Genomic DNA, 25,940 nt, shown 5'->3' with positions numbered 1-25,940 from the left:
GAAATACACACCTAAAAGGTTGCACTATACAGACAAATAGCGCAACCTTTATACGTCATCTCCTATTTTTTCTGTGATTTCTTATTTACCTTTGCATTTGGAGATAAGTTATGGCAAAAGCAGATATACAAACGTTGGATGATATCAAATTGATGGTCGATACTTTTTATGGTCGTGTGCAAGAAGACGATCGTATTGGCCCGATATTCAACAGCAAATTGGAAGGTCGCTGGCCAATACATTTAGAAAAGATGTATACATTCTGGCAAACCATCCTTCTAGACGAGTACACCTACCAGGGGCGACCCTTTCCTCCTCATGCCCAATTACCCATTGGAGTTGAACACTTCGAACGCTGGTTACAGCTTTTCGATAAGACAGTAAATGATTTATTCGAAGGGCCCATAGCGGAAGAGGCTAAAAGTCGAGGACGCAAAATGGCTGCTTTATTTCAGATAAAACTTGATCATATCCGGCAATCGCCTTTCAAGCCGTTGCTCTAACGCATATCCATTTTTTCACATGGCAAAAACATTACCGAAACCTCCAAAGATAGTGGATTTACATACAGAAGCTTTCTTGGATAACCTCGACATTTATGAGACCAATGAGTTATTGGCAGAATCGTTGGAATTGATGCGAGAGATGCTCGACGCAGCCATCTATTGGGATTATACCGAAATACGTTTTATCCACGGGAAAGGAAAGGGTATATTGCGCCAAGCCGTTTATGACGAATTAGCACATTATAGACAGAGCGCCGCCATTGCCAGCTATCACCCCTCCTATCATAACGAAGATATCGTGGTCGTTAATATCGGTCTATAAGACTTTTACGCGATAAACCTCGTAAGGGTAAGAAACCTTATCTTCACCCTCATTCCATTGCGGTAAACGATTCATTTGTGCACAAGAAAAATATAGATAACCATCGCTTCCCAGTCCCAAAGAATCCGGCCAAATCAAACGACTATCTTGTATTACAGTCTCCATTTTACCTTCGGGCGTATACCGTTTAATACTATAGTCCAACGAAGAAGTTAAATAGATATTTCCTTTTACATCTGCGACCAAACCATGCGTAATCGTCGTTTCTCCTAAATTCTCGACCTTTGATTTCAACTCCTCCGCTGTTAAAGATACATCTTCGAGGTAAACCGTTTCTATCCGATAAAGTTTGGTTGTATTAATCGGTTTGAAATAAAAATATTTGTTGTCCTTTGTCAACGCAATACCGTTCACGTTAGAACGGAACGGATTACCGTTATTGTCTCGCATGTCCTGTCCATCATAACTTAACACCACATTAGGGTCAGCTTTTGTAAATGGTGAATCCGCTAGTACCAATCTTGTTATCGCCGTATTTAAATCTAATACCACAATCCCCGCCTGTCCAGGATCCGAAAGGTAAGCCAATTTCTTATCCGTATCCACGCGTACATCATTTAGTCCTGATTTTGCTTTATCCAAATCATCGAATGTATATTGTTGCACCACTTTGTCGTTTGCCAAGTCTATCTGCACCAATTTAAATTGTCCTTGCCGACTCTCCTCCGAACCGTCTTTGCCAAAAACAGAACCCGCTGAAGAAGGTTTGGAATCCAAAATCCATAATTGATCCTCCGTATCCACATAAATGTCCTGTACATTTACAAAATGGCTATTTGGATCCCCATTTTTTGCATTCCAACTTTTATCAGGGTAAGGTTTAGGCTCACCGTTAATAATTTCAGATAGCCCCATGATGTAAGGTTCCCGTCGAGGAAAAGATACGAACACCCGGTTATTACTAGAAACACTTACCCCTATTGGCTGCGACTTCCCGAAAGAAGCGACAATTTCTAAACGAGCATCTTTTGTCTCTTGGGATAATACATGGAAACTCATCGTACATAAATAGATAAAAATTAGATTCTTGACCATTATATTATGTTTACCTATATTTTCAAACACGATAAATCGGTTTTGGTTTGTTAATTTTCAGCAAACCTTCCTACTACATCATCTACCATGAAGTCAACTGAAGTCAATCCGCCGCCGGAGATAAACCACAGATCGGGATCGAGATAAAATATCTTACCGTTTTTAAATGCACCGGTTTGTTTTATAAGAGGGTTCTCGACTTCGCTTAAATTCGCTTTTTTTCCGACTACAGCGGCATTTCGATCAACGATAAAAAGGTAGTCTGGATTGGCATCAGCAATAAGTTCGTTAGACACCCGTTGACCGTGTACCGACTCATCCTGTAATTCCATTACGGGTTTGATGTGCAATACATCATGTATAAAGCCAAACCGGCTTCCTCTACCAAAAGCGCTGAATTTACCGTTATTATAAATCAAAAAGAGCGCTTTACCCGGATTTGCTTCAAAGTCCTCCTGCGCTGTCCTGATTTTTTCTTCCAGTTTATCCAGCTTCTCCTCAGCTATGCTTTCCTTATCCACTATTTTTGCCAAAAGCATAACATTATGCTTAAAGGAGGGTAAATAGTCTTTATTATCCGTTCCGATAAATATAGCGGGTGCAATATCATTCAATTCGTCATAGAAACGTTCCTGACGGGTAGACATTAAAATCAAATCAGGAGACAACGCGTTTATTCCCTCAAAATTAGGTTCGATTACAGAACCTACATCCGCGATGTCCGGGTTATTTTTAAGGTCATCCAAATATTCCGGCATATATTTCTTCGGAATTCCGATAGGTGTTACGCCGAGTTCCTTTAGTGTCTCCAACGCTCCGATATCTAACACGACAATACGTGACGGATTTTGAGGAACCATTGTAGGACCTAGTTTATGTTCAATCTCAAGCTGATTGCCCGATGATTGTTCCTGCTTATGATTAGCATTACAGCCCGTTTGCATCAGGCAAAATAAGAGGCATGAGAAAACGAGTATTGATTTAAGTATGTTGTTCATTTTTTGTTTATGCTAAATTATCTTTCCACTCCCAAGATCGTTAAAGATTAAAATAATTGCAGATTTTCTTATTATTTTTTTCAATGATATCAAATTCAATACCGAAGATCTCCTTAAGAATTTCGGGTTTGATAATATTATTTACTTCGTCACTATAACGTATTTTACCATTTTTCATCGCAATAATATGATCCGAATATTGTGCAGCAAAATTAATTTCATGGATAACGATCACAATAGTTTTTCCTAATTCATCTACCAATCTCCGCAATGTTTTCATTACATGTACAGAATGCTTCATGTCGAGGTTATTTAACGGCTCATCCAATAAGACATACTCCGTATCCTGTGCAATAATCATCGAAATAAACGCGCGCTGGCGCTGTCCGCCACTTAGCTCATCAATATACGCATCTGTGAAATCCTGTAGGTCTGAAAATGCGATAGCCTCATGTACCTTTTGCCAATCTACCTCCGTCATTCTTCCTTTGGAATACGGAAAACGTCCAAAAGCCACGAGATCCTTGACGGTTAACTTCACATCCGTTTGGTTTGATTGCTTTAGAATGGAGAGCTTTTTAGCAAGCTCATTGCTTTTGTAATCAAGAAGCGACCTGTCCATGAAAGAAACCTCTCCCCCATCTTGTTTGAGCAAACGGCTAAGAATAGAAAGCAGTGTACTTTTACCCGCTCCATTCGGTCCGATAAGCGAGGTGATACGGTTGTTCGCTATCCTACCATCTAACTCATCAATGACACGTTTCTTTCCGTATTCTTTTATAAGCCCCTGGAAAATTAGCTTATTTTCGTTCTTGTGCTCCATATCAAATACATAAAATAAATACCCCCCACAAAGTTAATCACAATACTCACTGTAGTCGAAAAGCTTAAGATGTGTTCAACCAAAAATTGTCCCGCAATCAAACATATACAGGATACGGCACTACAAAGCCATACGGTGTACGCATGCCTGGTCGTCCTAAACAACTCGTAAGTCAAGTTGGTCACCAAAATACCCAAAAATGTAATAGGTCCTACCAAAGCTGTGGAAACAGATACTAATAAGGCAATGATAAGCATAAATGTTCGTATCAACTTGTTATAATCCAATCCTAAGTTGATGGCGTGATCTCTTCCTAGCGCAATCACATCTAAATACTTTAAATAACGAAGTGTCAAGACAAGCGTCACAATTAACGTTATCGCGGCTATTCCCAACAGTTTGACGTTCATCTTTGCGAATGAAACGAACATGAAGTTTTGTACAATCGAAAATTCATTTGGATCGATTACAACATGGAGAAATTGGCTCAATGTGTTAAACAGCGTCCCCATCACCATTCCCATCAACAATAAGTAGAAGATATTTTTTCGTTGTCTCCCAAAGATCAGCAAATACATAAATACAGAGAAACAAAGCATCAGCAATACGGCATAGAAAAAGTTTTCTTGCTGTGAGATAACTTTAAAAGCCTTATCTCCGTAAAAAAACACAATCAACGTTTGAAAAAGGATGAAGATCGACTCATACCCCATGATAGCAGGAGTCAATATTCTATTATTTGTAATCGTTTGAAAAATAACAGAAGAAAAAGCCACGCTAACACCTACAATCATCATGGTCGCCAACCGAATACCCCGACGACTTAATACGTAATCAAGGTTATTACCCATATTATGCATCATAAACAATAATATGGATACCCCTAACAACAGCATTAGCCATATAATCTTGCGTTTCTGCTTCATTTACTTTTTTTTAAGATCAGTAAAAAGAACGCGACACCACCGACAATACCAACAGTCATCCCAATGGGTATTTCATAAGGAAAAACCAACAATCGACCAATAATATCACACACGAGCAATAACATCGCCCCCAAAAAAGCGGTTAAGGGTAAGGCACGTCGAAGATTATCTCCTATGAGCATGCTCACCACATTAGGCACGATAAGCCCGACAAAAGGAATTGCGCCTACGGTTACAACAGACGCACTCACAACGAGTGATACGGCCATCAAGCCGATATTGACAACCGTATGGTAGGATAGCCCTAGATTGGTCGCAAAACTTTTACCCATACCCGCAATGGTAAACCGCTCGGCATATAGATAGCTAATCAGCACAATCGGTAGGATGATATAAATGGCTTCGTACTGCCCTTGCATAACAGCAGAGAAATCGCCCAATAACCATTCTTGCGTATTTTGAACGATATTGTTTTTATAAGCGAAAAAGGTCGAAATAGATGCTAAAATACTTCCAAACATAATCCCAACCAAGGGTATAAAAACAGTATTTTTATCTTTGACCCGTTCTACAAACCAAATAAAAAGAAGAGACGACAAAAACGTAAAAACCAAAGCAGAAAACATCCGGACCATTAAGGAAGCTTCGGGCGAAAATACCAAAGCAAAAAGAATTCCCATTTTTGCAGCTTCCAGTGCTCCCGAAGTTGTCGGAGAAACAAATCTGTTTTGCGAAAGCTGTTGCATAATGAAACCCGAAATACTCAGTCCTGCACCAACTAGAATCAAAGCTAGCGTACGCGGAATACGACTGATAAAAAAAACCATAAGTTTATCCTCATCCCCCAACAAATCCACGACGCGGATATCCTTAACCCCCGTAAACAAAGAAATCCATGCCAACAGCAGGATACAGCATACAGAGACCGTATAATAGATTACACTCCGGTTCTTTATTCTCAAATTAATTTCGTTTACAAATATAGAGACGCAACATGTTGCGTCTCTATATTAAATCCTATTTAAGTACAAAGGTATTAATTTATTTTTGTCACCGTATCTCCGTTAGTATCGACGACAACCGGCTGGCCTTCTACCGGTCTACCACCCTTGGTTTTATTGATAACGTAAGCGGTTCCCTGCGCGTCAATTTTTACGTGGTTAGGATGAGAACCTGTTGCTAAATCAGCTAATACTTCGTACGAATTTGCATCAATAACCGTTGTCGTTCCCGTCTGACGGTTTGCCGAGTATATCCTGTTCTTAACGGGGTCATAGGCAACGCCAATAGCACCGCCCCCCGTCTCAATGGCTTTCAACAATTTCCCATCCGTATCCAAAACGGTCAACGTGCCCGACTTTTGGTTCGTTACAAACAAGCGTTTACCATCACTCACGATATTGACGGGCGCTTCTCCACCAGAAGAAAAAGTTTTCTCGATACTTTTCGTTTTAGTATTCACAACAGCTATCGTGTTATCGCTCATTATCGTCACATAAATTTTGTCCTTACCATCGACAAAAGCCATTCCGGTTAAGGTTTTACCCAGATTTTCAATCAGATGCGAAAACTTGTTTGTTTTGCCGTCTATCACCCAAATACTGCTTGGATCACCGACATCACTTACATATATAACGTTATTATCCTCATCCACAAGCACCTCTCGGGTATGTGATTTTTCACCACCATGATTAAAGGTCGCGATCAATTTACCCGATTTCAAATCAACGGCACTGACAGAATTTGTTCTTGTATTCGTTGTATACACCGTCTGTGTTTTATTGTTGATGCCGATTCCAAAAGGAGGATTTTCCGCCAAGCTGATGCTGTCTACTATCGAAAGGTTTGCACGATCAATCTTGTATAAGGCGCCTCCGGGGCTAGTCCGTGAACCTGCTCCGGTAACATACAAAAAACCATCCTGCTGGCTAATAACAGCTTCATATACACCGCGACCGGCTGGTGCGGATTTTTCGACTTGTTGAGCAGACAATTGTAAAGCCGGTAACGTCGCCAACCCTGCAAATAACAAGAAACTTGATCTGTTACTTTTTTTCAAAGATTTATTTGAAACCATAAGTTATTGTAATTAAGTAATCTATTATATGTTAATTGTTTGAAATTTCTTGTCGCCAACGTGTATAAAACCGACTAAAAGCTTTTTGCCAATATAATGCACCGTGTTTTCCTTCTTCGTCTATATCAATCATGATTTTTACACACATCGCTTTTTTATGCGCATCAATAAAATCTAGCATATCTGCTCGCATATCGCCTTGCCCTTCCGGTGCATTTCTACGTTTTTCCCGTCCCCCAGCATAAAAATAATAACATTGTCCGCAAAGCAGGCAAGCATTCTCTTCTAACTTTTTGGCAAAGAAATTTTCCAATTCCTTTTTACCCGTCCAGATCGACGGCGAAAAGACCCCAAGCGTGCCAAATACATCCGCATGGAGCAACCCAGCATAGAGCGTAAGCAAACCTCCAAACGAACTTCCTACCATCCCTGTATGCTTCTTATCCGACAAGGTTCTATAATGCTTATCCACATATGGTTTCAAGACGTTCACAATATCCCGGAGATATAGATGTCCTACCGGTTCCCTGACCTCCCCGAATGGGAAAAGTAAAAATTCCCGCGCTCGATCTGCTATTTCTGTTGGATGCTCTACACCAATTACAATTGCCTCCTGTTTGGCCGCATCAATGGTCTCATCTACCTTCCACTCTACTGGCCCCGTTCTTCCCACCGATGTCGCTTCATCAAAAAGATGCTGTCCATCATGCATATACAGCACAGGATACTGTTTATCTGCATACGGATAATCTTTCGGCAGATAAATCCAAATCCTGCGGTAGGTGTTCAGATGTGGAAAGTAAAACTGATCCGCCATTACATGTACCTGCGGACTTGCTGTAGATGAAGGAAATTTATCGCGCCAGCCGTCAATAGTGACATCCACTTCGGTATCACGACTAACATCTATACGATGTGGCGCTAGAAGCTCTCCGTTTGCCGTACTATTTAACGTATCCCACCCGCCTCTTGTAATCTTAAATTCCAATTCACTTTCTTCTAGCCCCTCAAGTACCACGCTTGTTTTTTCACCTAGCGGCGGTATCAAACCTACCGGGTGCGCATCCACCTGCCAATTACTTATATTGCTTGTCACATAACATGGCTCACCAACGAAACTATCGCTGTTATTCAAAATATGGATGATCACCGTAAATGTTTTCTTCGCCATGTATAGAAAATTTAACACCTGTGCTCGATATAAATTGGCGCTAATTTAGATAGATTCTAAACAAATAACAAGCATTATCTGAATTTAATCTAAATTACCTTATATTTGCAGCAATTATTATAGAGAATAATCCATGCGCTATAAAATATACATGCTATCGGTTTTGCTTTTTTTGTCCAAGTTTATATTGGCACAAACAACCGATGTGTTAACAGGGTATGTGCACAATGAAGATGGAATTCCGCTTGGAGATGCTACGGTACAAATAGGAAATTACGGTACGACGACGCTATCCAATGGCTATTTTAGTCTTAAAAATATCCCGACGGGTAAACATTTACTCACGGTATCTGCTGTGGGCTACACCACTTTTCAAGATACCATTATCAAACTAGCGCAAGAAAATTTAGCGTTACAGATTCGTTTGTCCAAAGATGATAAGGTCTTGCAGGAGGTGACGGTTTTGGGCAAATCGGAAACCCAACAGGTAAGGGAACAGGCTATTCGTGCTGTGGTCGTGGACACCCGTGCTGTTGCGGAGCAACCCGTCACGCTATCGGAATTGATGAACCGTTCGCCGGGCATACGGATTAGGCAGAGTGGTGGGTTAGGTAATGCAATAGATGTATCCATCAATGGTTTTCAAGGCAACGCTGTCCAATATTTCCGAGACGGTATTCCTTTAGAATATCTAGGAGGTGGTTATGGTATTAATAATGTACCCGTTAATCAATTGGAACGAGTGGAAGTTTACAAAGGAGTGGTCCCCGTTTCACTAGGAGGTGATGCTCTCGGCGGCGCAGTTAATCTCGTTAGGTCAAAAAATCGGGGTTCGTCCTTTCAGGCCTCATATGAAATTGCATCTTTTAATACCCATATTGTTAATCTTTCAGGCTATCACAGCTCCAAATCCAAACAATGGTTCGCCGGAATTGATGCCTTTTACAACTATTCTGATAATGATTACAAAGCTGATGTAGAAGTAGTAGACGCAAATAGCAACCTCCAAACAGTTACATTACCATTGTTTCATAATGGATACGAGCACTATTTTGCTGAAGCGTATGGGGGTATCCGAGATGTTTCCTGGGCAGACAGACTTCAATTTGGGCTTGCCTTATATAGTATTGACAGGGAATCCCAACATCCGGCAAGAATGACGACTCCTTATGGCGCATTGAAGGTCTACAATACAGGGGTTGTGCCTAGCGCACAGTACCAGAAAGCATTTGGTAAGTTAAATATTGACCAATTCGTATCGTATAGTCATATCAACAGATCTCGTGTAGATACCATCAAAGGCTCTTTTGACTGGTATGGCAATTTTACGGAAAGAAACGGAGGTACACCGGGAGAAAGTCCGAGACCCTCCCATTCGGATATAAACTTCAGCAACATTATCAATAGGACTAACCTTGCCTATTCCATCAATGAACGACATCATGTCGAAGCCAATTTTGTATATAATTATATTACCAGACTGGGAGAAGACCCTTTAGGCTTTCGATTCGACGGAACGGATATTGATGTATTAACTAAAGAAGCTACATATAGCAAAACCATTGCGGGACTAATGTGGGAATCGAAATGGCTAAACAATAAATTGACTAATCAATTGATGGGGAAATTTTTTAGTTTCAACACGAAAGGCATAAATGCTTTTATGGCCAATGATGTCGACCTTGAACAGTATAAAACATACTCGAACAGTAATTGGGGCATAGGTCATGCTTTAAAATATCAACTGTCAGACTACGATTTCATTCGAGCATCTTGGGAACTTACCAATCGATTACCACGTGAAAACGAGCTTTTTGGTGACAATGATACGCGAGCACCAAATTTCGAGTTGAAGCCTGAACGCAGTTTTAACATTAATATAGGCTATCGCTTTCAAAAAGATAAACTGACCGCCGAAGTAGGTAGTTTCTATCGTAAAACCGACGGGATGATCCTATTAGTTCCTATACAACCTCCCTTTGCACAATATCGTAACCTAGATAGTATTCGTGGTTATGGTTTCGACGTTGACCTCAGCTATATGCTGACTAAAAACTTACAAGTGACAACAAATGCTACTTGGCAAGACAATCGAATGGTTGACATCTCTGAGGGTATCAATGCATGGATGAATGGCACACGTGTCCGTAATACCCCCTATTTCTTTGCTAACGCCAGTGTACTTGGAAACTTCGGTGAGATATTTCGCAGTGGAGACCAGGTAAAAGCATACTTACATTGGAATTTCATCCGGGAATTTTACCTCAACCACATCCCAAGAGAAAATGAACCAAAAGGGTTTTTAGGTCTCTTTGGACAAGCGAGTGTTCCCATTACGAATATCGTACCGAATCAACATCTACTAACAGCAGGATTCAATTATTTTCTTTCAAAACGTCCTATATCTTTTGGGTTTGAAGTCAAAAATTTAGCCGATGCTAAATTATACGATTATTATAAAATACAAAGACCCGGAAGAAGTTTTCATTTCAAAATTAGTTATCAATTGACAAAACACAACATATGAAAAAGTACATCAATCTTTCCTTGCTGACGTTAATAGCAGGAAGCTTAGCCTTTAGTTCTTGTAGTAAAAATGATGATACAGATCCACAACAAGAGGGCTCCGAAAAATATGTTATTATGACATTGAGTGATCGTATATCTGGCAATAAAGCTGGTTATCTGACGGCATTTGATGATTTTCCGACCGGCACAATTTCCAATGTGGAAGCAACCTCATTAGAAGGTGAAGGTATGGGCGGCTGGAGAACACATGGTAACAATATCTATAAAATGTTCCGCACTACGGATTATGCCACGGGTATAGAGAAAATCAATATTGCCGCCGATGGAACAGTCTCTGCAGGCGCATTTATCGCTTCTAAAAATCAAACCGAAGCAAATAAATATTATGGAACCGGAAATTTCGTGATTAAGGATGACAACCTAGGCTATTATTGGGATGCTGCCGAGCCCACTAAAATACAGAAATTCAATCCAAGCACTATGCAGAACACAGGATCCCTTGATTTGACAGCAGCCGTAAATGAACGTGGTGCAGGGGAAGCGGGAATTACATTCAGATCGGTTGGACAAAAATTTCTTGCAATCAAAGGAAATAAGCTCTATGCGAACATTACCTATGCCAAAAGCCCGGTAAACCAGATTGGTTTCTTTGATGATTATTTCGAAGATGTATTTATTGCGGTTATTGATCTCAACAACGAATCATACGAAAATACAATCGAAATCGAAGATACCGGAAGCATTGCCTATATTAACGAAAATCACATGTACGATTTCGATACCAATGGTGACTTATACATTGTTACCCAAGGACGTTCTGCTATCGGAGGAAAATCAAAAATTGTTCGTATCAAAGCAAATGAATCCGACATAGACCAAGCCTGGGAACTGAAGTTTTCAGACTTCCGAGCAGCCGATAACGGGAAGTTTGTAGGTGTTTACGCTAATAATGGAAAATTGATCGTTACCTTAAACACAGAAACCCTTACGGGAGGTGGAACAGGTAACATCAACCGCGGTAATATATGGAAATTTTATTCTGTGGATGTAGCAAATCCGGAATTCAAGGAAATAACAGGTATCCCCGCAGGAACCAATCCTGGAGCGGCGATGGCTGCTACGGAAGTAGATGGTAAAATTTATTTGAGATGTGCACAGCTCAACGTTAACGATGGCGAGGATGAATATAAAAATGGGTATTATGAATATAACCCATCATCCAATTCAGCAAGCCTAGCATTTGAAGTTAATGTAGGTGGAGCCGTATCGGGCTTTACCAAAGTCAATCTAGGAAATTAACAGCATGATTTTACAAAATCGTAAGTTTCTATAAGAAAACCACTTATACTTTATTAAAAAAACGCATATGCAATTTAGTTAAAATGCATATGCGTTTTATATATTTTGCATATGTATTTTGTTGAAAACGCATATGCAATTTTTAATTAACAGGCTTCATTTCTATGAAACTTAGAGATCATCGATTAAAACGATCCGTACCTGTTAACAAAAAAGCTTATTATTTACCCGGTATAACCGTTATCTTTCTAAACTCTACACCTGTATGATCACCCTGCAAGTAAATTGGCCCCGGCTCACCTTCTCTGCTATCCAAAGCTCCTCCGGTAATACCCGGAATCTCCTGATTGCTGATGATAGTTTTACCATTCGCCACAATCGTTACCATACGTCCACGTAGGGTTATTTCATACGTATTCCACTCATTTGGACCCAAAGTTGCCATTTCGCTTGGTGAAAGGAAGCCATATACACCACCGAAATACAGCGAACCGGGATGTTTATCTTTTGGAGAATCTTCAATCTGCACTTCGTAACGACCTCTCAAGTAAATCCCCGAATTTGCTCCTTCCCTATAACGAAACTCCGCGGTTAATTTAAAGTCCTCAAATTTTTGTTCACTGATTAGGTTAGCACCGGTTTCCTTATTAATCAAAACACCATTTTCAACAGCCCACTGACTATTATCTCCTGAGGTTGTCCAGCCAGTAAGATCTTTTCCATTGAAAAGTTCAACAGGTTCACCCCATTGTGCTTCGCCTGTGCGGACAAGATAAGGTGCTTTCACACCCGTGAAATCAAATTTATTGCCTTTGTTCGTCGTGATCGTACCTTTGATACCTTCTCCAGCCAGTTCACCTTCGATCGTGAAGAACCCATCTCCTCCCTCCCACTGTGGTGGAATCTGAAACGAAAACTTACCTTCTTTAAGCTGAATATGTGAAACCGGGCGGGCACTTCCTGCGTCCGCTACAAACAATCCTACCAACACATCAAAGCCAGATAACTTCACCTCCAACCAAGAAGGCACCTCTTTACCATCTTTATCCACGGTAACGTCCCAACGTCCAATTAGTCCTTCCGCCTCTTCGGGGATCACTTGCGTAGCGGCATTGTGTATTTCCTCTTCTTGTTTTTGTTCGGTGGTATCATTATTACATGAAACCACACCTGCTGTTAATAGGCACATCAATGTACTATATCCTACATATTTTTTTAGCATAGCTTTAGTTAGGGTTTTAAAGGCACTAATCTACAAAAATTATTTATATAGATAATAAATCGATAATTTAGCCAAAAGCAAGGCGTAGTATATCATGGGTAAAGTTAATATAAAGTCTATTGCAGCAGCACTTAATCTATCTCCGGCGACCGTTTCTAGAGCGTTGAACGACAGTTATGAAATTAAAGATGAGACTAAAGAGCGGGTTCTAGCCTATGCTGCGGAACATAATTATCGACCCAACCCATTTGCGCGCCATCTCAAAACTGGAAAAACTAACCTCATCGGTGTCGTCATTCCCTTTCTATCCAGTCCATTTTTTTTGGAGTTTATCGATGAGCTCTATAAAGCCGTTTTGCCGCAACATTATACACTTATCCCTTTTCAAACGCAGAATTGTGAGAAAATGGAAAAAGAAGCGTTGGATTTTCTCACTAGTCAAAATGTCGCTGGTATTATTGTCTCTCCTGCGCATGAAAACTCCAATACCAAATTACTACAACATATTCATCATCACACTTGTCCGATTATCCTTTTTGACCGGACGCAGCACTGTTTGGATACCTATAAAATCGGCATCCATAATAGTTTGGAAACCTATAATGCGACAGAAGAATTGATTAAGAAAGGTCGAACAAAAATCGCGTTTCTTTGTGGGAAAGATATCGGTAATACCAAAGACCGTATACGAGGTTATAAAAATGCACTCCACAACTATGCTATTCCTTTTCGTGAAGAATACGTTATTCACGCGGACTATCAAGATCCAACAGAGAATATTGAAAGTGAGCTAATTGCGGTTTTCAAAAAGCTTCAAGAAAAGGACAACATGCCCAATGCCATTGTCGGCGGCACGGATACATTATCTATCAAAATATTGGGGGTTTTGGCCGCTTTAAATCTAGCTGTACCTCAGGACGTGGCCGTTATTGGCTTCACCAATACGAATCTTGCCAATTATTTAAATCCTGCCTTGTCTACAATCAGACAACCTACACAAAAGATGGCACAATTGGCGCTGGAGCTACTACTGGAACTAATTGATAAAAAACAAGACAGGCGGGATATGCTATATGAGAATTTTCTATTGGAAGCGACCACAATCTATAGGAAATCGACGGAGATCGCATAAAAAAGAAGGTGTCTAATAAGGCACCTTCTTTTTTTTATAGCTTTCTCGAGCTCAATAATATTTTTCATTTCCGGTATTAAGCGACAAGGCGATATCTTGTGCTTTTCAGCATGCTGACAGTATGTTTTATCCCAATTAGGGAGTTGTTTCCACCTGGTTTGCCAGTTATGGCCTTATTTTTCCATTTTGTTGCCCATTTTCGTAGGTTATGGGCAATGGCCATCAACCCGAACTCCACGGCTACTTTCTCCAGTCCTTTCATACTGAACCGAGTAAACTTGTTGTTGCTTTTCATCTGCCCAAATACAGCTTCAACTTCTACAGGGCGCTTACTTCGATGATATAGCCCTTCTGCTGATAGTAGCCTTTCCCGGGCTCTAGCCTTGAGCCAGGCAAGCCGGTGGTTCACTTCAATCAGACGGTTGCCCTGAGCTTTATGGTATTGACCCCGCATCGGGCAGCCTTCACAACGTTGAGCTTGATAACAGCTCACCTGGGCAGCATATCCGTTGGCACTGATCCTGGTCGTATGACCGATAAAGCCAAGCTTCTGCCCTGCCGGACATACATAAAAGTCTTCCTGCCGGTTGTAATATAGGTTCTGTACCGAAAAAGGATCCTGCTTATGCCTGCGCTTGTGTTCCATATGGAAGTAATTGTACTTGACAAAGGCGGTTATCTCCTGTCGTTCCAACAGCTCATAGTTCTGCTCACTGCCATATCCGGCATCTGCGACGATTGATTCACTTTGCTTTCCGTAATGGGATTCAAAGCCTTCCAGATGTTCCGGCAGGGTTGTGGTGTCTGCGGCCGTCTGATGGATACTATAGTGGGTGATGAACTGCTCTTCGGTACTGATCTGTGTATTGTAGGCAGGCTTGAGCTGACCATTCTTCATATGGTCCTCTTTCATGCGCATAAAAACGGCATCGGTATCGGTTTTGCTATAACTATTGCGGTCCCCTAGTGTTTCCAGCTGCTGCTCATATTTCTCCAATCGGGGCAAATAGTCCTCCTCAAGCTTCTTGAGCTGCTTATCGGTAGGTTTATTGGTTCCTTTAAGCATGGCATTTATCGATTTGATTTTTTCCTTCAGCTGTGCACTGTCGATTGCCTTGCTGACTTCCTGATTACCTAATGAAGACTGGTCTTCGGTGATCTGCGCATCGATCGCCGAGAGTACAGAAGCGATGTTGGCTTCCAGTTTTAACTTGTTCTTCTCTATCGACTTCTTCCAAACGAACGTATAGCGACCTGCCACCGATTCGATCTTGGTGCCATCTACATATTGAACTTTCAAGCTGACGTACTCCAGTTCATGCAACATCCGCACGATGCCCGCAAATAAATCCTGTATCTGACCTTTAAGGCGCTTGCCGCGGAAATAGTTGATCGTACGGTAATCAGGGGTACTGTTTCCAGAAAGCCACATGAAATAGATATTCTCATGCAAAGCGCGCTCAATCTTTCGGCAGGAATAGATATTGCTTAAATAGGCGTAGAACAACACCTTGAGGAGCATCCTAGGGTGGAAACTCGTGGTACCTCCGCCTTTATACTGACGGATAATATGCTCCAGATCCAAATGGTCAACAACCTGATCGACCAAGCGAACCGGATGGTTCAATGGAATGCGATCAAAAATATCTTCCGGAAATAGGCTCGGGCTGTTGGAAGGAAGAGCCTTAAATCGTATGTTTGGGTTCTTTGTCATAGGCACCCTTAAATTACAAAATATAAGGGGACAATGAAAATCCCCGACACTTTTACGTATCGGGGATCTTTTTAATGAAGCTTTTTAGACAGCCCCCTTGCTTTTAACAAAAGATCCTACTGACCATTTAACATTTGATAGATTGCATGATATGCAGGCTTTCTTTGAAAACTATTGTCCCATAACAACGGGAAATATTTACGCTCACTTGTGTTCAGCCAGCTTGAGGCATCGTCAATGCCCCAAATGGTAATACCATACCGCTGTTCCTTCGGAATGACTTCTAAATAGGTCTTTATAACGTATTCATACATAGCAGCCTGAAACTCGGCGTTGATTGGACTCAATTCCGTCCCGCCACTCGGCGAGGATTTTACATCCAATTCGCTGATCTTAACAAGTAACCCCGTTGCCGCCAGTTTTTCAAACATTTCTCGAATAGGACCATATGACTTGGGATCACTGATATGCATTTGTGTTCCAATACCATCGATTTTCGCTCCTTTTTCATTCAGTTCATTCACGTAGGCAATTAGCGAATCCAGTTTGGCCGGATTCGATTCTAGATTATAATCATTAATAAACAATAAAGCCTCTGGATCGGCACCCTCCGCATACTGGAAAGCATGTAAGCCGTAATCCCGACCCAATATATCACTCCAAAAGAAAATATCACTACTAGATGCGTCACTGTTTTTGCTTGTGCGTAATCCGCTAGCACCGTCAGCCATAGGTTCATTGACCACATCCCATGAACGAACATCGGCTTTATACCTCCCTACAATGGCGTCAATCCATGTTTTCATCTCATTTCTGATCTTCGCTTTGTCTTCCTCCGACGGCCCATCGCCAGAATTATCGGGAATATATACTTTTACTGATACATCATCGATATGGAACGTAGCCTTTTCCGCGGTATGTAAGTCGAAAGCAATCGCATCTTCGGTTCCTTTTGCCTTGAAAATCAGGGTAACTTTTGTCCAATCCGTCGTGGTGGGGAAGGTCGCGTATTGTGCATCTCCACCACTGCTCTCCCGTGTTTCAAATTGCACCGTGGTTGCTGTCGACGATTTTATATAGAATTCGACCACATAATCGACACCTGCCTGCATCTTTTCTGCCAAATCACCTCTGATTTGTACACGCCAGTAACCTTCATCCGTAATAGCGGCACAAGTTCCTACACGCAGACCACCCGTACCATTGCGTCCGTCATTTGCTACTCGCTCATGAATAACTCCACATCCTCCGGATGGATTCGGGTTGAGTTGTGCCCATCCGGTCAAATCTGTTTCAAACGCCGGGTTAGCCACGATATTGGGAGGGCCATCAAAAACCTGTCTAACCGAAACATCGTCGATTTGGAAAGTAGCTTTTTCTGGGGAATGCAGATCAAATGCGATCGCGTCCTCCGTTCCATTTGCCGTAAAATTCAACGTAACCTTTGTCCAATCCGTCGTAGTAGGAAAAGTTTTATATTGTGGTTCAGTTCCACGGGTTTCAAATTGTACGGTCGTTGCTGCAGATGATTTGACCCAGAACTCAACAAGATAATTGCCTCCTGCCTGCATGTTAGCAGATAAATTGCCCTGTATTTGTACACGCCAATACCCAGCATCCGTAATGGCAGCACAGGTTCCAACCTGCAAGCCAGCAGTACCATTACGTCCACCGCTTGCCACTCGTTGATGGATAGCCCCACAACCTCCGGCAGGATTCGGATTAAGTTGCGTCCATCCTGTCAAGTCCGTTTCAAATGTAGGATTTACAACTAGGTTAGGGCCAAAAAACTCGGTAACGGGAGGTGCTACGACGGTTTTCAACCAAGTTGCATTCTGGTTCTGGTGCCATACCAAAGTATGTCCGTAAATATCAAGTCCATTTTGTTTGGCTGAAGCCACCATCGCATCCGTGGTTGTCCAGTTGAACGAGCCATCGTTTTGTACTACGGCACCATGTTTCATATGATATCCAAATGTAACATTGTCAAATTCCGACTTCATAATGGCCATTCGCTCAGGATTCGCCATATCTGCTTGGGAAAAAGCGGCACCAATTTTCAAACCTAAGTTCTGAGCAAGTGCTCTCAGTGTACCCGACGTCGGTGCCTCGGTCACACTATACCCATCTGGAGCTGTCAAATTTTTCTGACATGATGTCAAGATCAGCAAACTCAACAAGATAGCTGATGCATATTTTATATACTTTTTCATCATTATTTAGATTTTGAGGTTCATCATAAATATTAGTTAATAACCGGGATTTTGATAAGCCGCTTTATTATCACCTGTCATAGCATCCATTTGCTGTTGTGGAATCGGACGCAAATGATGAAAACGTCTCACATTGGCCGCAGCCGCACCTGAAAAGTTTGTATCATCAGCTATACCAAACGCATTGTAACCAGCCTGTAAACGGGGAATAAGTTTGTTCGTACGAATCAAATCAAACCAACGGAGTTGTTCACAACACAGTTCTCGCGAGCGTTCATCCAAGATAAAATCTAGCGTAAGGCTTCCCGCTGAAATCTGCATATTAGCGATCGCTTGCGTTTCGTTCACCAAACCCGGGATATGGGTATTCAGGACACTACCTTTGGCCGCTCTAGTCCGGAGCTCGTTGATGTAGGCCACAGCCGTAGCATTATCGCCGATTTTAAAAGCAGCCTCCACGGCAACTAATATTGTTTCGGATAACTTGGATACAATAAATGGGCGGTGCGAGGAATCATTAATCTCGCCGTTAGGATCAGCTAATTTTAAGCTGGAAGGAAACATATTACGGGTAAAGGAACCGTTGTATCGGATCAGCTGTTTGGCTGTCGCAGAACCCTCTACCTGCATCTTGTCTATTACTTGTTGAATTTCCGGTGCTGCAGCTGCATACGATGCCACGCCGGGCATAAAAATCGCTGGCTTTCCAAAATCAGGATGGTTTACACCATCGTTTACACGGTTTACTGACCAGAGGCTTTGAAAAGACTTGTAATAGCGACTATCGTTTACCTTATCTGCGAAAACGGTTTCGATCAAATACTTTGTCGGAACGAAACGTCGCCAGCCACGGCCGTATTCACGAGTACGAGCCAACAAGGTACCGTCACCATCAGGGCCTTCATAATAAGCACAAAACATAAAGTTAGCACGGTTCTCCTTCAATCCATCTTCCGGGCCGCCACTTGCACCGGCTCCTGATTCGTCAAAAATGTAGTCGGTAGTACGTTCCACTGTGAATAAGGATTCAATGCTATGCTCATTGCCTGCCCTGTTTACATCGGCAAAGTCGGCAAGAAGGCCCACACCATATGTTCCACGATTGTCCAATATCTGTTTAGCGGTCGTAAGCGCTAGTTGATAAAACTCCCTCGCCTTAGCGCTATTTACGCCCTCGACGGAAGCCGTAGAATTATAATCGTTGTTGATCTCGTTCGTATAATCATAGTCATAGTAACATGCTATAGCCAGATAGGTTTTTGCTAAATAGTGTATGGCAGCCGCTTTTCCTACCCGACCAGGTGTAGTACTGATGGCAGGCAACCCTTCGATAGCACCTTTCAAATCCTCTACGATGGCCTCGAACACTTCGATAGCTGTGTTACGTACCGAGGTGGTCGTTGGCGTAGTGGTAAACTTCAGCGGACCGCTTCCCAGATCCAACGGAACTCCGCCAAACATCGTTACAAGTCCGTAATAATATTGTGCACGCAGGAATTTGGCTTCGGCTACTAAAGCCTCATTATCACCAGTCGCATAGTCTACGATACCATTACAAGTATTGATGAACGTAAAATTACGATTCCAAGGAGTTTGAAAATGTCCGGCACCGAGTATATCTACACCATAGTTGTTAATCTGTTCTTCATTACCGTCCCCTCCTTTAGTGGCCTCATCGGTTCCCACCGAACTGATAGACATACCGCCTTGTGTTCCATATTGGTACCTTAATCCCGAATAAGCCGCGGTTAGTCCGGCTATTATACCTTGCTCCGTCGTAAAAAAGTCTGGAGTCAAGCTTGATCTCGGTTGTTCCTCGAGAAACTTTGAGCAAGAACTCACCGTCAACATGAGACCAAGCATAAGACTAGATATTTTTAACGTTTTCATACGCTTTATTTTTTTAATGTTTTATAATGATTAGAAAGTTACATTTAGCCCCAATAAGAAACCACGTGTAGGGGGTGTATTAAGTCCCGCTACAATATGACGAGCTTGTACCCCGCCAGCGCCACCTGTGTATCCGCTATTTCCTAGGTTGGTGCCTTCTGGGTCAACGCCGCCTCCACGTTTCATATAATCAGAGAAAAATACAAATGGATTCTGTACAGTGGAATACAGTCGGAAGGCATTTATACCGAGTCGCTGTGTAATCGATTCGTTAAAACTGTAGCCTAAACTGATAGTCCGTATCTTCAAAAACCCGGCATCATAAAACCCCAATGTAGATCCATAATTTCCAGCGGGTTGATCATTGCTTCCATCAGGCATAGGATATTCATTCGTGGGATTCCAAGGCGTCCAATAATCGACCTTGATCTGGTTACGACGGCCTTGCAACATATTGGTGTAAGAATTCCCTTGATGGATCTGGCTGATCAGTGTACCACCTACCCGGAAGAACCCAACGACGGTAAAATCGAAATTTTTATATCCCATCCGATTTGTAATTCCCCCTTCAAAATCAGGATCCAATCTCCCCGAAACATGACGGTCATTGGCGTCTATTCTACCGTCATTATTATAATCCAATAACTTAACCTGTCCAGGACGGAATCCATAGCTGGCAGCTTCTCCAGCCTCATCAAGTTGCCAGATGCCTACTTTGCTGTAGTTAAAGATCACATTGATCGGATGTCCGACAAAGTAACCCCGGCCTTCATCGGCGGTAAGTCCACTACTTAATGCTAACACTTTGTTTCTGTTGAAAGTCAGGTTAGCATCTATTTGCCAACTAAAACCGGTGTCGTCCGACGGCCGGATAATGTCTGATGACAGAGTGAATTCCATTCCGCTATTCCGGGTTCTGCCTTCGTTGACTACCACACGCCCCGGCACGCCTGAGGTTGGTGGTAATGATCTGTCATAAAGCAAATCATGTGAATCTTGCGTATACCATTCAATGCTACCACTAAATCTGTTTTCAAGTATTCCGAAATCCAACCCGATATTCCAAGTATTGGTCGGTTCCCATGTCAGTGAGGGATTCGCCAGATTATTGACATAATAACCGAATGCATTTTCATCTCCAAAATTATATCGGTTCTGGGATAAGCTTCCAAGCGTTTGGTAAGGATTTATGGCCTGGCTCGCCGTTTGTCCGAATCCGACGCGTAATTTTAGGTTAGAAAAAGCACGCTGATTTTCCATGAATTGTTCATTCATGATATTCCATCCAGATGAAAGCGCAAAGTAGGTTTTCCATTTATGGCCAGGAGCTAGAACTGAAGATCCGTCACGACGGAGGGTCGCCGTGAGCAGATAGCGGTCATCGTACCCATAATTAATGCGTGCCATTAACGACTGCAGTGCTCGTTTGTTATACCATTGGTTGCCTGCAGGAATAGCTATATTGCCCGTTCCTTCCTTATAATAGCCCAGGTTATAATAAAGCATAAAGTCAGCCATCATGTCCAATGCATCCGCTCGGAATTCGTGACTTTCGTTTTCTTCAGCCGATACCATGGCTACCGCGTTTAATTTATGTTTTTCGGCAATTGTCTGTTCATAGTACAAAAGGTTTTCTATTGTCCAACTTGTACCAGGTTGAAATGTTACACGCGCTTCAGATGGATTTCCGTTTCGGAATGGCGTTTTTGAGCTATTAAAATGTCCATAGTTGTTTTGGGTGTAGGTCAAACCCACGTTCGTACGCCATTTTAGATAGTCAGTAAACCTAATTTCACCATACAAAGAATTAAAGGAATTGAAGCGGTTACGATCCTGTGCCCAGGCATCCGGTTGATTAATAAGCAATGGATTAAAATATTCATCTGTTGGATACGAAGGTTGCATGTATATACTTCCATCAGCGTTGTGCGTGGGAGCCAATGGAGACAACGTTAACATCTGGTACATCAAGCTAGCTCCTTCACCCTTGGTGATACTGTAGCTATTTTGAGTACTGAGGCCAACCTTGATATATCGGCTAAGTTCCAGATCGGTAGCAAAACGAAGCGAGTAGCGGCTATATTCCTGCCCCGGTAAAACTGTAGACTCATCGTAATAGCCCAAACCTACTGAATATTGCCCTTTGTCATTTCCCCCAGCTATACTAAGGTTTTGGTCGGTTACTCGTCCGTCTTTATACATAACGTCTTGCCAGTCCGTAGACTTACCTGCTTCCATCATTTCTTGTTCTTGAGGCAGATACTGGGTATAGCCCGCCACATCCCGCAACTGTGCGAACTCTTCTCCATTGAATACTTGATATTTTTCCGCCACCTTTTTTAAGCCATAAAATCCGTTGTATGTAACCCTAATTCCACCGGTAGATCCCCGGAAAGTCGTTACCAAAATCACACCATTAGCAGCACGTGAGCCATAAATAGCAGACGCTGATGCGTCTTTCAAGACGTCAACACTCCGGATATCACTGGGATTTATATCTGCTAACGATCCGGCAAATGGAATTCCGTCCAAGACAATCAATGGATCATTTGCTGCCAACAAAGAACGAGAACCGCGGATACGAATCTGCATTCCCGCTCCGGGGCGGGTAGATGTCTGCGAAATATTCACTCCAGCTACACGTCCTTGTAGTGCTTGCGTCATACTGGCAGCAGGAATCTCCCTTAGTATCTTGCTGTCTACAGAGGCAATAGCTCCCGTCACATCCTGCCGACGCTGGGTACCATATCCCACCACAACCACCTCGTCCAAGGCACTGGTTTCTGTAACCATAGTTACACGCAATTCACGGTCGGTTTTTCCAACCGTAATTTCTCGCGCCGCATAACCTACGTAGACAAATCTTAAAACACGATCTGTCGACAACTGAATACTGAATCTCCCTTGATCATCCGTGGACGTACTGGATGAACCATCTCCATTGCGCACAGATACACCACCAATAGCAGCTCCCTGTTCATCCAATACTCTTCCCGATACCCGTTCGCCACCTTCTTGCGCTTCCGCATAAAGAGAAGAAAAAAAAGCAATCAATAGTAGGCAGGTCATCCGAACAACATATTTTGCCTGTTGTCGCGGCCTAAATTTGTAGATACTCATCATATTATAGGATTTATTTAGTTATAAAAATTTAATTTAACATTCTATCTTTTTATTTTTATACAACCGGTTGCATTCGTTCAAGAGAGTTGAAGTTTATAAAAGGACGTTTCATGATTATCTCTCTTTAGCAGAAATAAATTCTTGGTTGCCTGTACAATGATATACTTATATTTATTTTTAACTGTTCGTATATGTATCATAAACATTTCAATTCGTTACACACTATATATATTGTTGATAATCAATAAATTTCAATTAGTAAAGTCGCTAGCTCGGCTATTGCTGAAGTGCCTCCATACAGAATGGTATAGTCTCCGGGTTCCAGCTGTAAACCGTCTGCTTCTTCATCATAAAACTGAAAAGCATCGGGTTTAATTTCGATATCGACCATTTTTGATTCGCCGGCCTTGAGTGGAACACGTGCGAATGCACGTAACGATTTAACGGGAGCAAGCGCATCATTATTCCGCGCTACGTAAACTTGTACGACTTCTTCACCGTCTACCTTCGACGTATTGGTCACCGGAATTGACAGTTGCACCGGACTTTTACCATCTATGGTAGACTGCGGTAAGTGTGCTTTTCCATAGGAAAACGTGGCATAACTCAGCCCGTGGCCAAATGCATACAATGGAGTCTCCTTCATATACCGATACGTACGTCCTTGCATATCATAATTTTCAAAGCCTTGACGATCCTCATCTCCGGTCTGCGTCAAAGCACCATCCAGCTGGGCTAAGGATTTATAAAAAGTTATTGGTAATCGGCCTGCTGGATTGTAATCTCCAAAAAGTACATCCGCAACGGCTGTTCCTGCTTCCTCGCCTCCATACCAAGCACAAAGTAAAGCATCGTAGTTTTTTTCATCTTGCTCAAGTGCTAAAGAACTTCCAGTACACAATACGAACACAACCGGTTTTCCCGTCTGGCGTAAGGCAGCCAACAGATCACGTTGCACCTTCGGCAAGTCAATGGATGTTCGATCACCTCCTTTGAACCCCTCCGCATCCACAAACATTTCCTCTCCTTCTAGTTGTGGAGACAACCCTCCTGCATAAACAATCACATCGACATCTTTCAAACGCTTCGTCAAATCCGTAAAGTCAGCCTTTTCTTTTTTAAAGACGGAGAAGCCCATGGTTAGGATACTTCCTTTTTGACGATGCTCGAATACCACGGGATAAGCTTTGTCCTTCTCCACCTGCACGGCATATTCTGCCCCACGAACCGCTTCAAGGCCGGCCATCTTACCGATTTCCTTGCCGTCAAAGATCACCACATACCCATCATTGGCATGTGCTTTAAAAACCACTTCACCCGTGTAAGGTGCCACAAAAACCCCCGAAATACGTGTAGACGTGTTTTCGAGGTTGACATCCTGCGCTAAAGCCGTACCGCCACGGTTGGAATACTCAATTCCCAAACGGTTGATTAAGGTGCGTACAGGTTTTCCCTTCAAGGCATTGTTATTGTAAAACTCCACTTTCAGACCTCGCTCCCCATCCTTGGTTGTCAAGAAAGACTCGTACAGGGAATGACGAACCCAAGGATCGACTAGATCACTGCCTTTTTCATAGATGATCTCGGCATTTGGCATTTTCTTTCGGATACCGTCCAAAATTGTTACCGTCGATGTTGGCGTACCATTATAATTCCCCCATAACATCATACTATCTGCGGCATTTGCGCCCACAACGGCTATCCGTTTCAATTTTTTGCTTAACGGGAGTGTTTCCTTTTCATTCTTCAACAACGTCATCGACTGACGAGCCACATCCAAAGCCTGCTGTCGGTGCTTCGCAGATGCCACAATATCATAAGATAAGGTACTCCACGGCACACGGTCTTCCGGATCAAACATACCCAATTCAAACCAACCACGTAACACGCGCCGCAAAGAAACATTAATCTGTTCCTCCGTAATCAGCCCTTGTTTTACCGACGCCAGTAAATGCTCGTAAGACTGCCCGCATTCCAAATCGGTCGATGTTAACACGGCATTTGCCACGGCTTCTGCAGGTGTGTTGTGCGATTCATGATGCCCTTTTTTGTAAAAGTCGTCAATCGCCCAGCAATCCGATACCACCATGCCGTCGAAACCCCATTTATTACGGAGAATATCCATCATCAATCGGTCGCTTCCGCAACAAGGCTGTCCCTCAAAAGCATTATAGGCACACATCACTTCCTGCACATTTCCCTCTTGCACCAAAGCTTGAAAGGCCGGAAGATAAGTTTCCCACAAATCCCGGTTCGAAACGACCGCATTATACGAATGTCTGTTCCATTCCGGACCGCTGTGTACGGCATAATGTTTGGCACAGGCGTGCGTTTTAAAATACCTGTCATCGTTGCCTTGCAAACCCTTTACGGCCGCTAACCCCAAACGCGTCGTCAAATGAGGATCTTCTCCATAAGTTTCCTGTCCACGCCCCCATCTGGGATCGCGGAAGATATTGATATTGGGTGTCCAAAAACTTAAACCGTAATAACGCCCCCTTTCCCCCTGTTTTACAGCTTCATTGTATTTGGCGCGAGCTTCGTCGGAGATAATTTCAAAAGTCTTCAGATGATTATCTTCATCCCAAGTTGCTGCCATACCGATAGCTTGCGGAAACACGGTCGCTTTTCCCGAACGTGCTACGCCGTGCAAAGCTTCATTCCACCAATCGTACGCCGGAATCCCTAACCGTGGCACCGGCTTTGAACTGTTCATCATCAATCCGATCTTCTCCTCTAACGACAATAAGCTTATCAAATTTTCTATACGTTCTTCCGTAGGAAGATCTGGGTTTCTAAATGGGTAATCTTCCTCATTCGATTGTCCTTTAAACGCAAAAGCCGTTAAAATCAAGGACAGCAACATTCCTGAAAAATAATACGTTCTTTTCATATCCATA

General features: G+C 42.4%; 18 protein-coding genes. 5 read left to right on the top strand and 13 right to left on the bottom strand.

The annotated features are described in order from the left end of the window. Nucleotides 1-110 precede the first annotated feature (110 nt). Both H8B06_RS09100 and H8B06_RS09095 read left to right on the top strand, forming a co-directional pair. The gene (locus H8B06_RS09100; protein ID WP_190993957.1) at nt 111-503 is read left to right on the top strand and encodes a group III truncated hemoglobin; all 393 of its coding nucleotides are present in this window, start codon (nt 111-113) and stop codon (nt 501-503) included. A gap of 19 nt (nt 504-522) precedes the next feature. Beyond that, nucleotides 523-828: a Smr/MutS family protein gene (locus H8B06_RS09095; RefSeq protein ID WP_190993956.1), complete on the top strand. Its 306-nt coding sequence runs from the start codon at nt 523-525 to the stop codon at nt 826-828. Here the strand turns inward: H8B06_RS09095 and H8B06_RS09090 are convergent. The 7 genes from H8B06_RS09090 to H8B06_RS09060 all read right to left on the bottom strand — a co-directional run bounded on the left by H8B06_RS09090 (nt 823) and on the right by H8B06_RS09060 (nt 7,918). Continuing rightward, complete coding sequence (locus H8B06_RS09090) at nt 823-1,923, bottom strand: L-dopachrome tautomerase-related protein (protein WP_190993955.1); 1,101 nt, start codon at nt 1,921-1,923, stop codon at nt 823-825. The genes H8B06_RS09095 and H8B06_RS09090 overlap by 6 nt on opposite strands. A gap of 50 nt (nt 1,924-1,973) precedes the next feature. After that, nucleotides 1,974-2,921 carry a siderophore ABC transporter substrate-binding protein gene (locus H8B06_RS09085; RefSeq protein ID WP_190993954.1) on the bottom strand — a complete coding sequence of 316 codons (948 nt, stop codon included), beginning with the start codon at nt 2,919-2,921 and terminating at the stop codon, nt 1,974-1,976. A 40-nt stretch (nt 2,922-2,961) separates the two neighbouring features. After that, nucleotides 2,962-3,744 carry an iron ABC transporter ATP-binding protein gene (locus tag H8B06_RS09080; RefSeq protein ID WP_190993953.1) on the bottom strand — a complete coding sequence of 261 codons (783 nt, stop codon included), beginning with the start codon at nt 3,742-3,744 and terminating at the stop codon, nt 2,962-2,964. Next, on the bottom strand, nt 3,717-4,670 hold the full coding sequence (locus tag H8B06_RS09075) for an iron chelate uptake ABC transporter family permease subunit (RefSeq protein ID WP_190993952.1): 954 nt from the start codon (nt 4,668-4,670) through the stop codon (nt 3,717-3,719). Before H8B06_RS09075 ends, H8B06_RS09080 begins: the two co-directional genes overlap by 28 nt. Next, nucleotides 4,667-5,632 (bottom strand): ABC transporter permease, encoded by a 966-nt coding sequence (locus H8B06_RS09070; RefSeq protein WP_223857566.1) that lies wholly within the window; start codon nt 5,630-5,632, stop codon nt 4,667-4,669. Before H8B06_RS09070 ends, H8B06_RS09075 begins: the two co-directional genes overlap by 4 nt. A 74-nt stretch (nt 5,633-5,706) precedes the next feature. Further along, entirely contained in the window at nt 5,707-6,729 is a 1,023-nt protein-coding gene (locus tag H8B06_RS09065) for a YncE family protein (protein WP_190993951.1), read from the bottom strand. A gap of 49 nt (nt 6,730-6,778) precedes the next feature. Continuing rightward, nucleotides 6,779-7,918: an alpha/beta hydrolase gene (locus H8B06_RS09060; protein ID WP_190993950.1), complete on the bottom strand. Its 1,140-nt coding sequence runs from the start codon at nt 7,916-7,918 to the stop codon at nt 6,779-6,781. Nucleotides 7,919-8,051: 133 nt separating this feature from the next. Between H8B06_RS09060 and H8B06_RS09055 the strand changes: the two genes are divergently transcribed. Both H8B06_RS09055 and H8B06_RS09050 read left to right on the top strand, forming a co-directional pair. Further along, nucleotides 8,052-10,445 carry a TonB-dependent receptor gene (locus H8B06_RS09055; protein WP_190993949.1) on the top strand — a complete coding sequence of 798 codons (2,394 nt, stop codon included), beginning with the start codon at nt 8,052-8,054 and terminating at the stop codon, nt 10,443-10,445. Continuing rightward, nucleotides 10,442-11,746, top strand: coding sequence for a hypothetical protein (locus tag H8B06_RS09050; protein ID WP_190993948.1), 1,305 nt, complete (start codon nt 10,442-10,444; stop codon nt 11,744-11,746). The genes H8B06_RS09055 and H8B06_RS09050 overlap by 4 nt, the downstream gene beginning before the upstream one ends. Before the next feature lie 220 nt (nt 11,747-11,966). On the opposite strand, the gene H8B06_RS09045 is transcribed toward H8B06_RS09050, so the two are convergent. Beyond that, nucleotides 11,967-12,968, bottom strand: coding sequence for a 3-keto-disaccharide hydrolase (locus H8B06_RS09045; protein WP_190993947.1), 1,002 nt, complete (start codon nt 12,966-12,968; stop codon nt 11,967-11,969). A gap of 94 nt (nt 12,969-13,062) precedes the next feature. On the opposite strand from H8B06_RS09045, the gene H8B06_RS09040 reads away from it, so the two are divergent. Further along, entirely contained in the window at nt 13,063-14,100 is a 1,038-nt protein-coding gene (locus H8B06_RS09040) for a LacI family DNA-binding transcriptional regulator (RefSeq protein WP_190993946.1), read from the top strand. Nucleotides 14,101-14,176: 76 nt separating this feature from the next. Here the strand turns inward: H8B06_RS09040 and H8B06_RS09035 are convergent, their stop codons facing one another. The 5 genes from H8B06_RS09035 to H8B06_RS09015 form a co-directional block, all read right to left on the bottom strand. Then, on the bottom strand, nt 14,177-15,814 hold the full coding sequence (locus tag H8B06_RS09035) for an IS1182 family transposase (RefSeq protein WP_223857565.1): 1,638 nt from the start codon (nt 15,812-15,814) through the stop codon (nt 14,177-14,179). 116 nt (nt 15,815-15,930) lie between these two features. Next, nucleotides 15,931-18,030: an endo-1,4-beta-xylanase gene (locus H8B06_RS09030; protein WP_190993945.1), complete on the bottom strand. Its 2,100-nt coding sequence runs from the start codon at nt 18,028-18,030 to the stop codon at nt 15,931-15,933. Nucleotides 18,031-18,063: 33 nt separating this feature from the next. Then, the gene (locus H8B06_RS09025; protein WP_190993944.1) at nt 18,064-19,917 is read right to left on the bottom strand and encodes a RagB/SusD family nutrient uptake outer membrane protein; all 1,854 of its coding nucleotides are present in this window, start codon (nt 19,915-19,917) and stop codon (nt 18,064-18,066) included. Between the two features lie 30 nt (nt 19,918-19,947). Next, nucleotides 19,948-23,040: a SusC/RagA family TonB-linked outer membrane protein gene (locus H8B06_RS09020; protein WP_190993943.1), complete on the bottom strand. Its 3,093-nt coding sequence runs from the start codon at nt 23,038-23,040 to the stop codon at nt 19,948-19,950. 241 nt (nt 23,041-23,281) lie between these two features. After that, entirely contained in the window at nt 23,282-25,933 is a 2,652-nt protein-coding gene (locus tag H8B06_RS09015; protein ID WP_223857564.1) for a glycoside hydrolase family 3 C-terminal domain-containing protein, read from the bottom strand. Nucleotides 25,934-25,940 lie beyond the last annotated feature (7 nt).

It is taken from the genome of Sphingobacterium micropteri (genome assembly GCF_014692515.1).
Lineage (GTDB): Bacteria > Bacteroidota > Bacteroidia > Sphingobacteriales > Sphingobacteriaceae > Sphingobacterium > Sphingobacterium micropteri.
The sequence above is the reverse complement of the archived record's forward strand: the minus strand, read 5'-3'. Positions and strand labels throughout refer to the sequence as shown.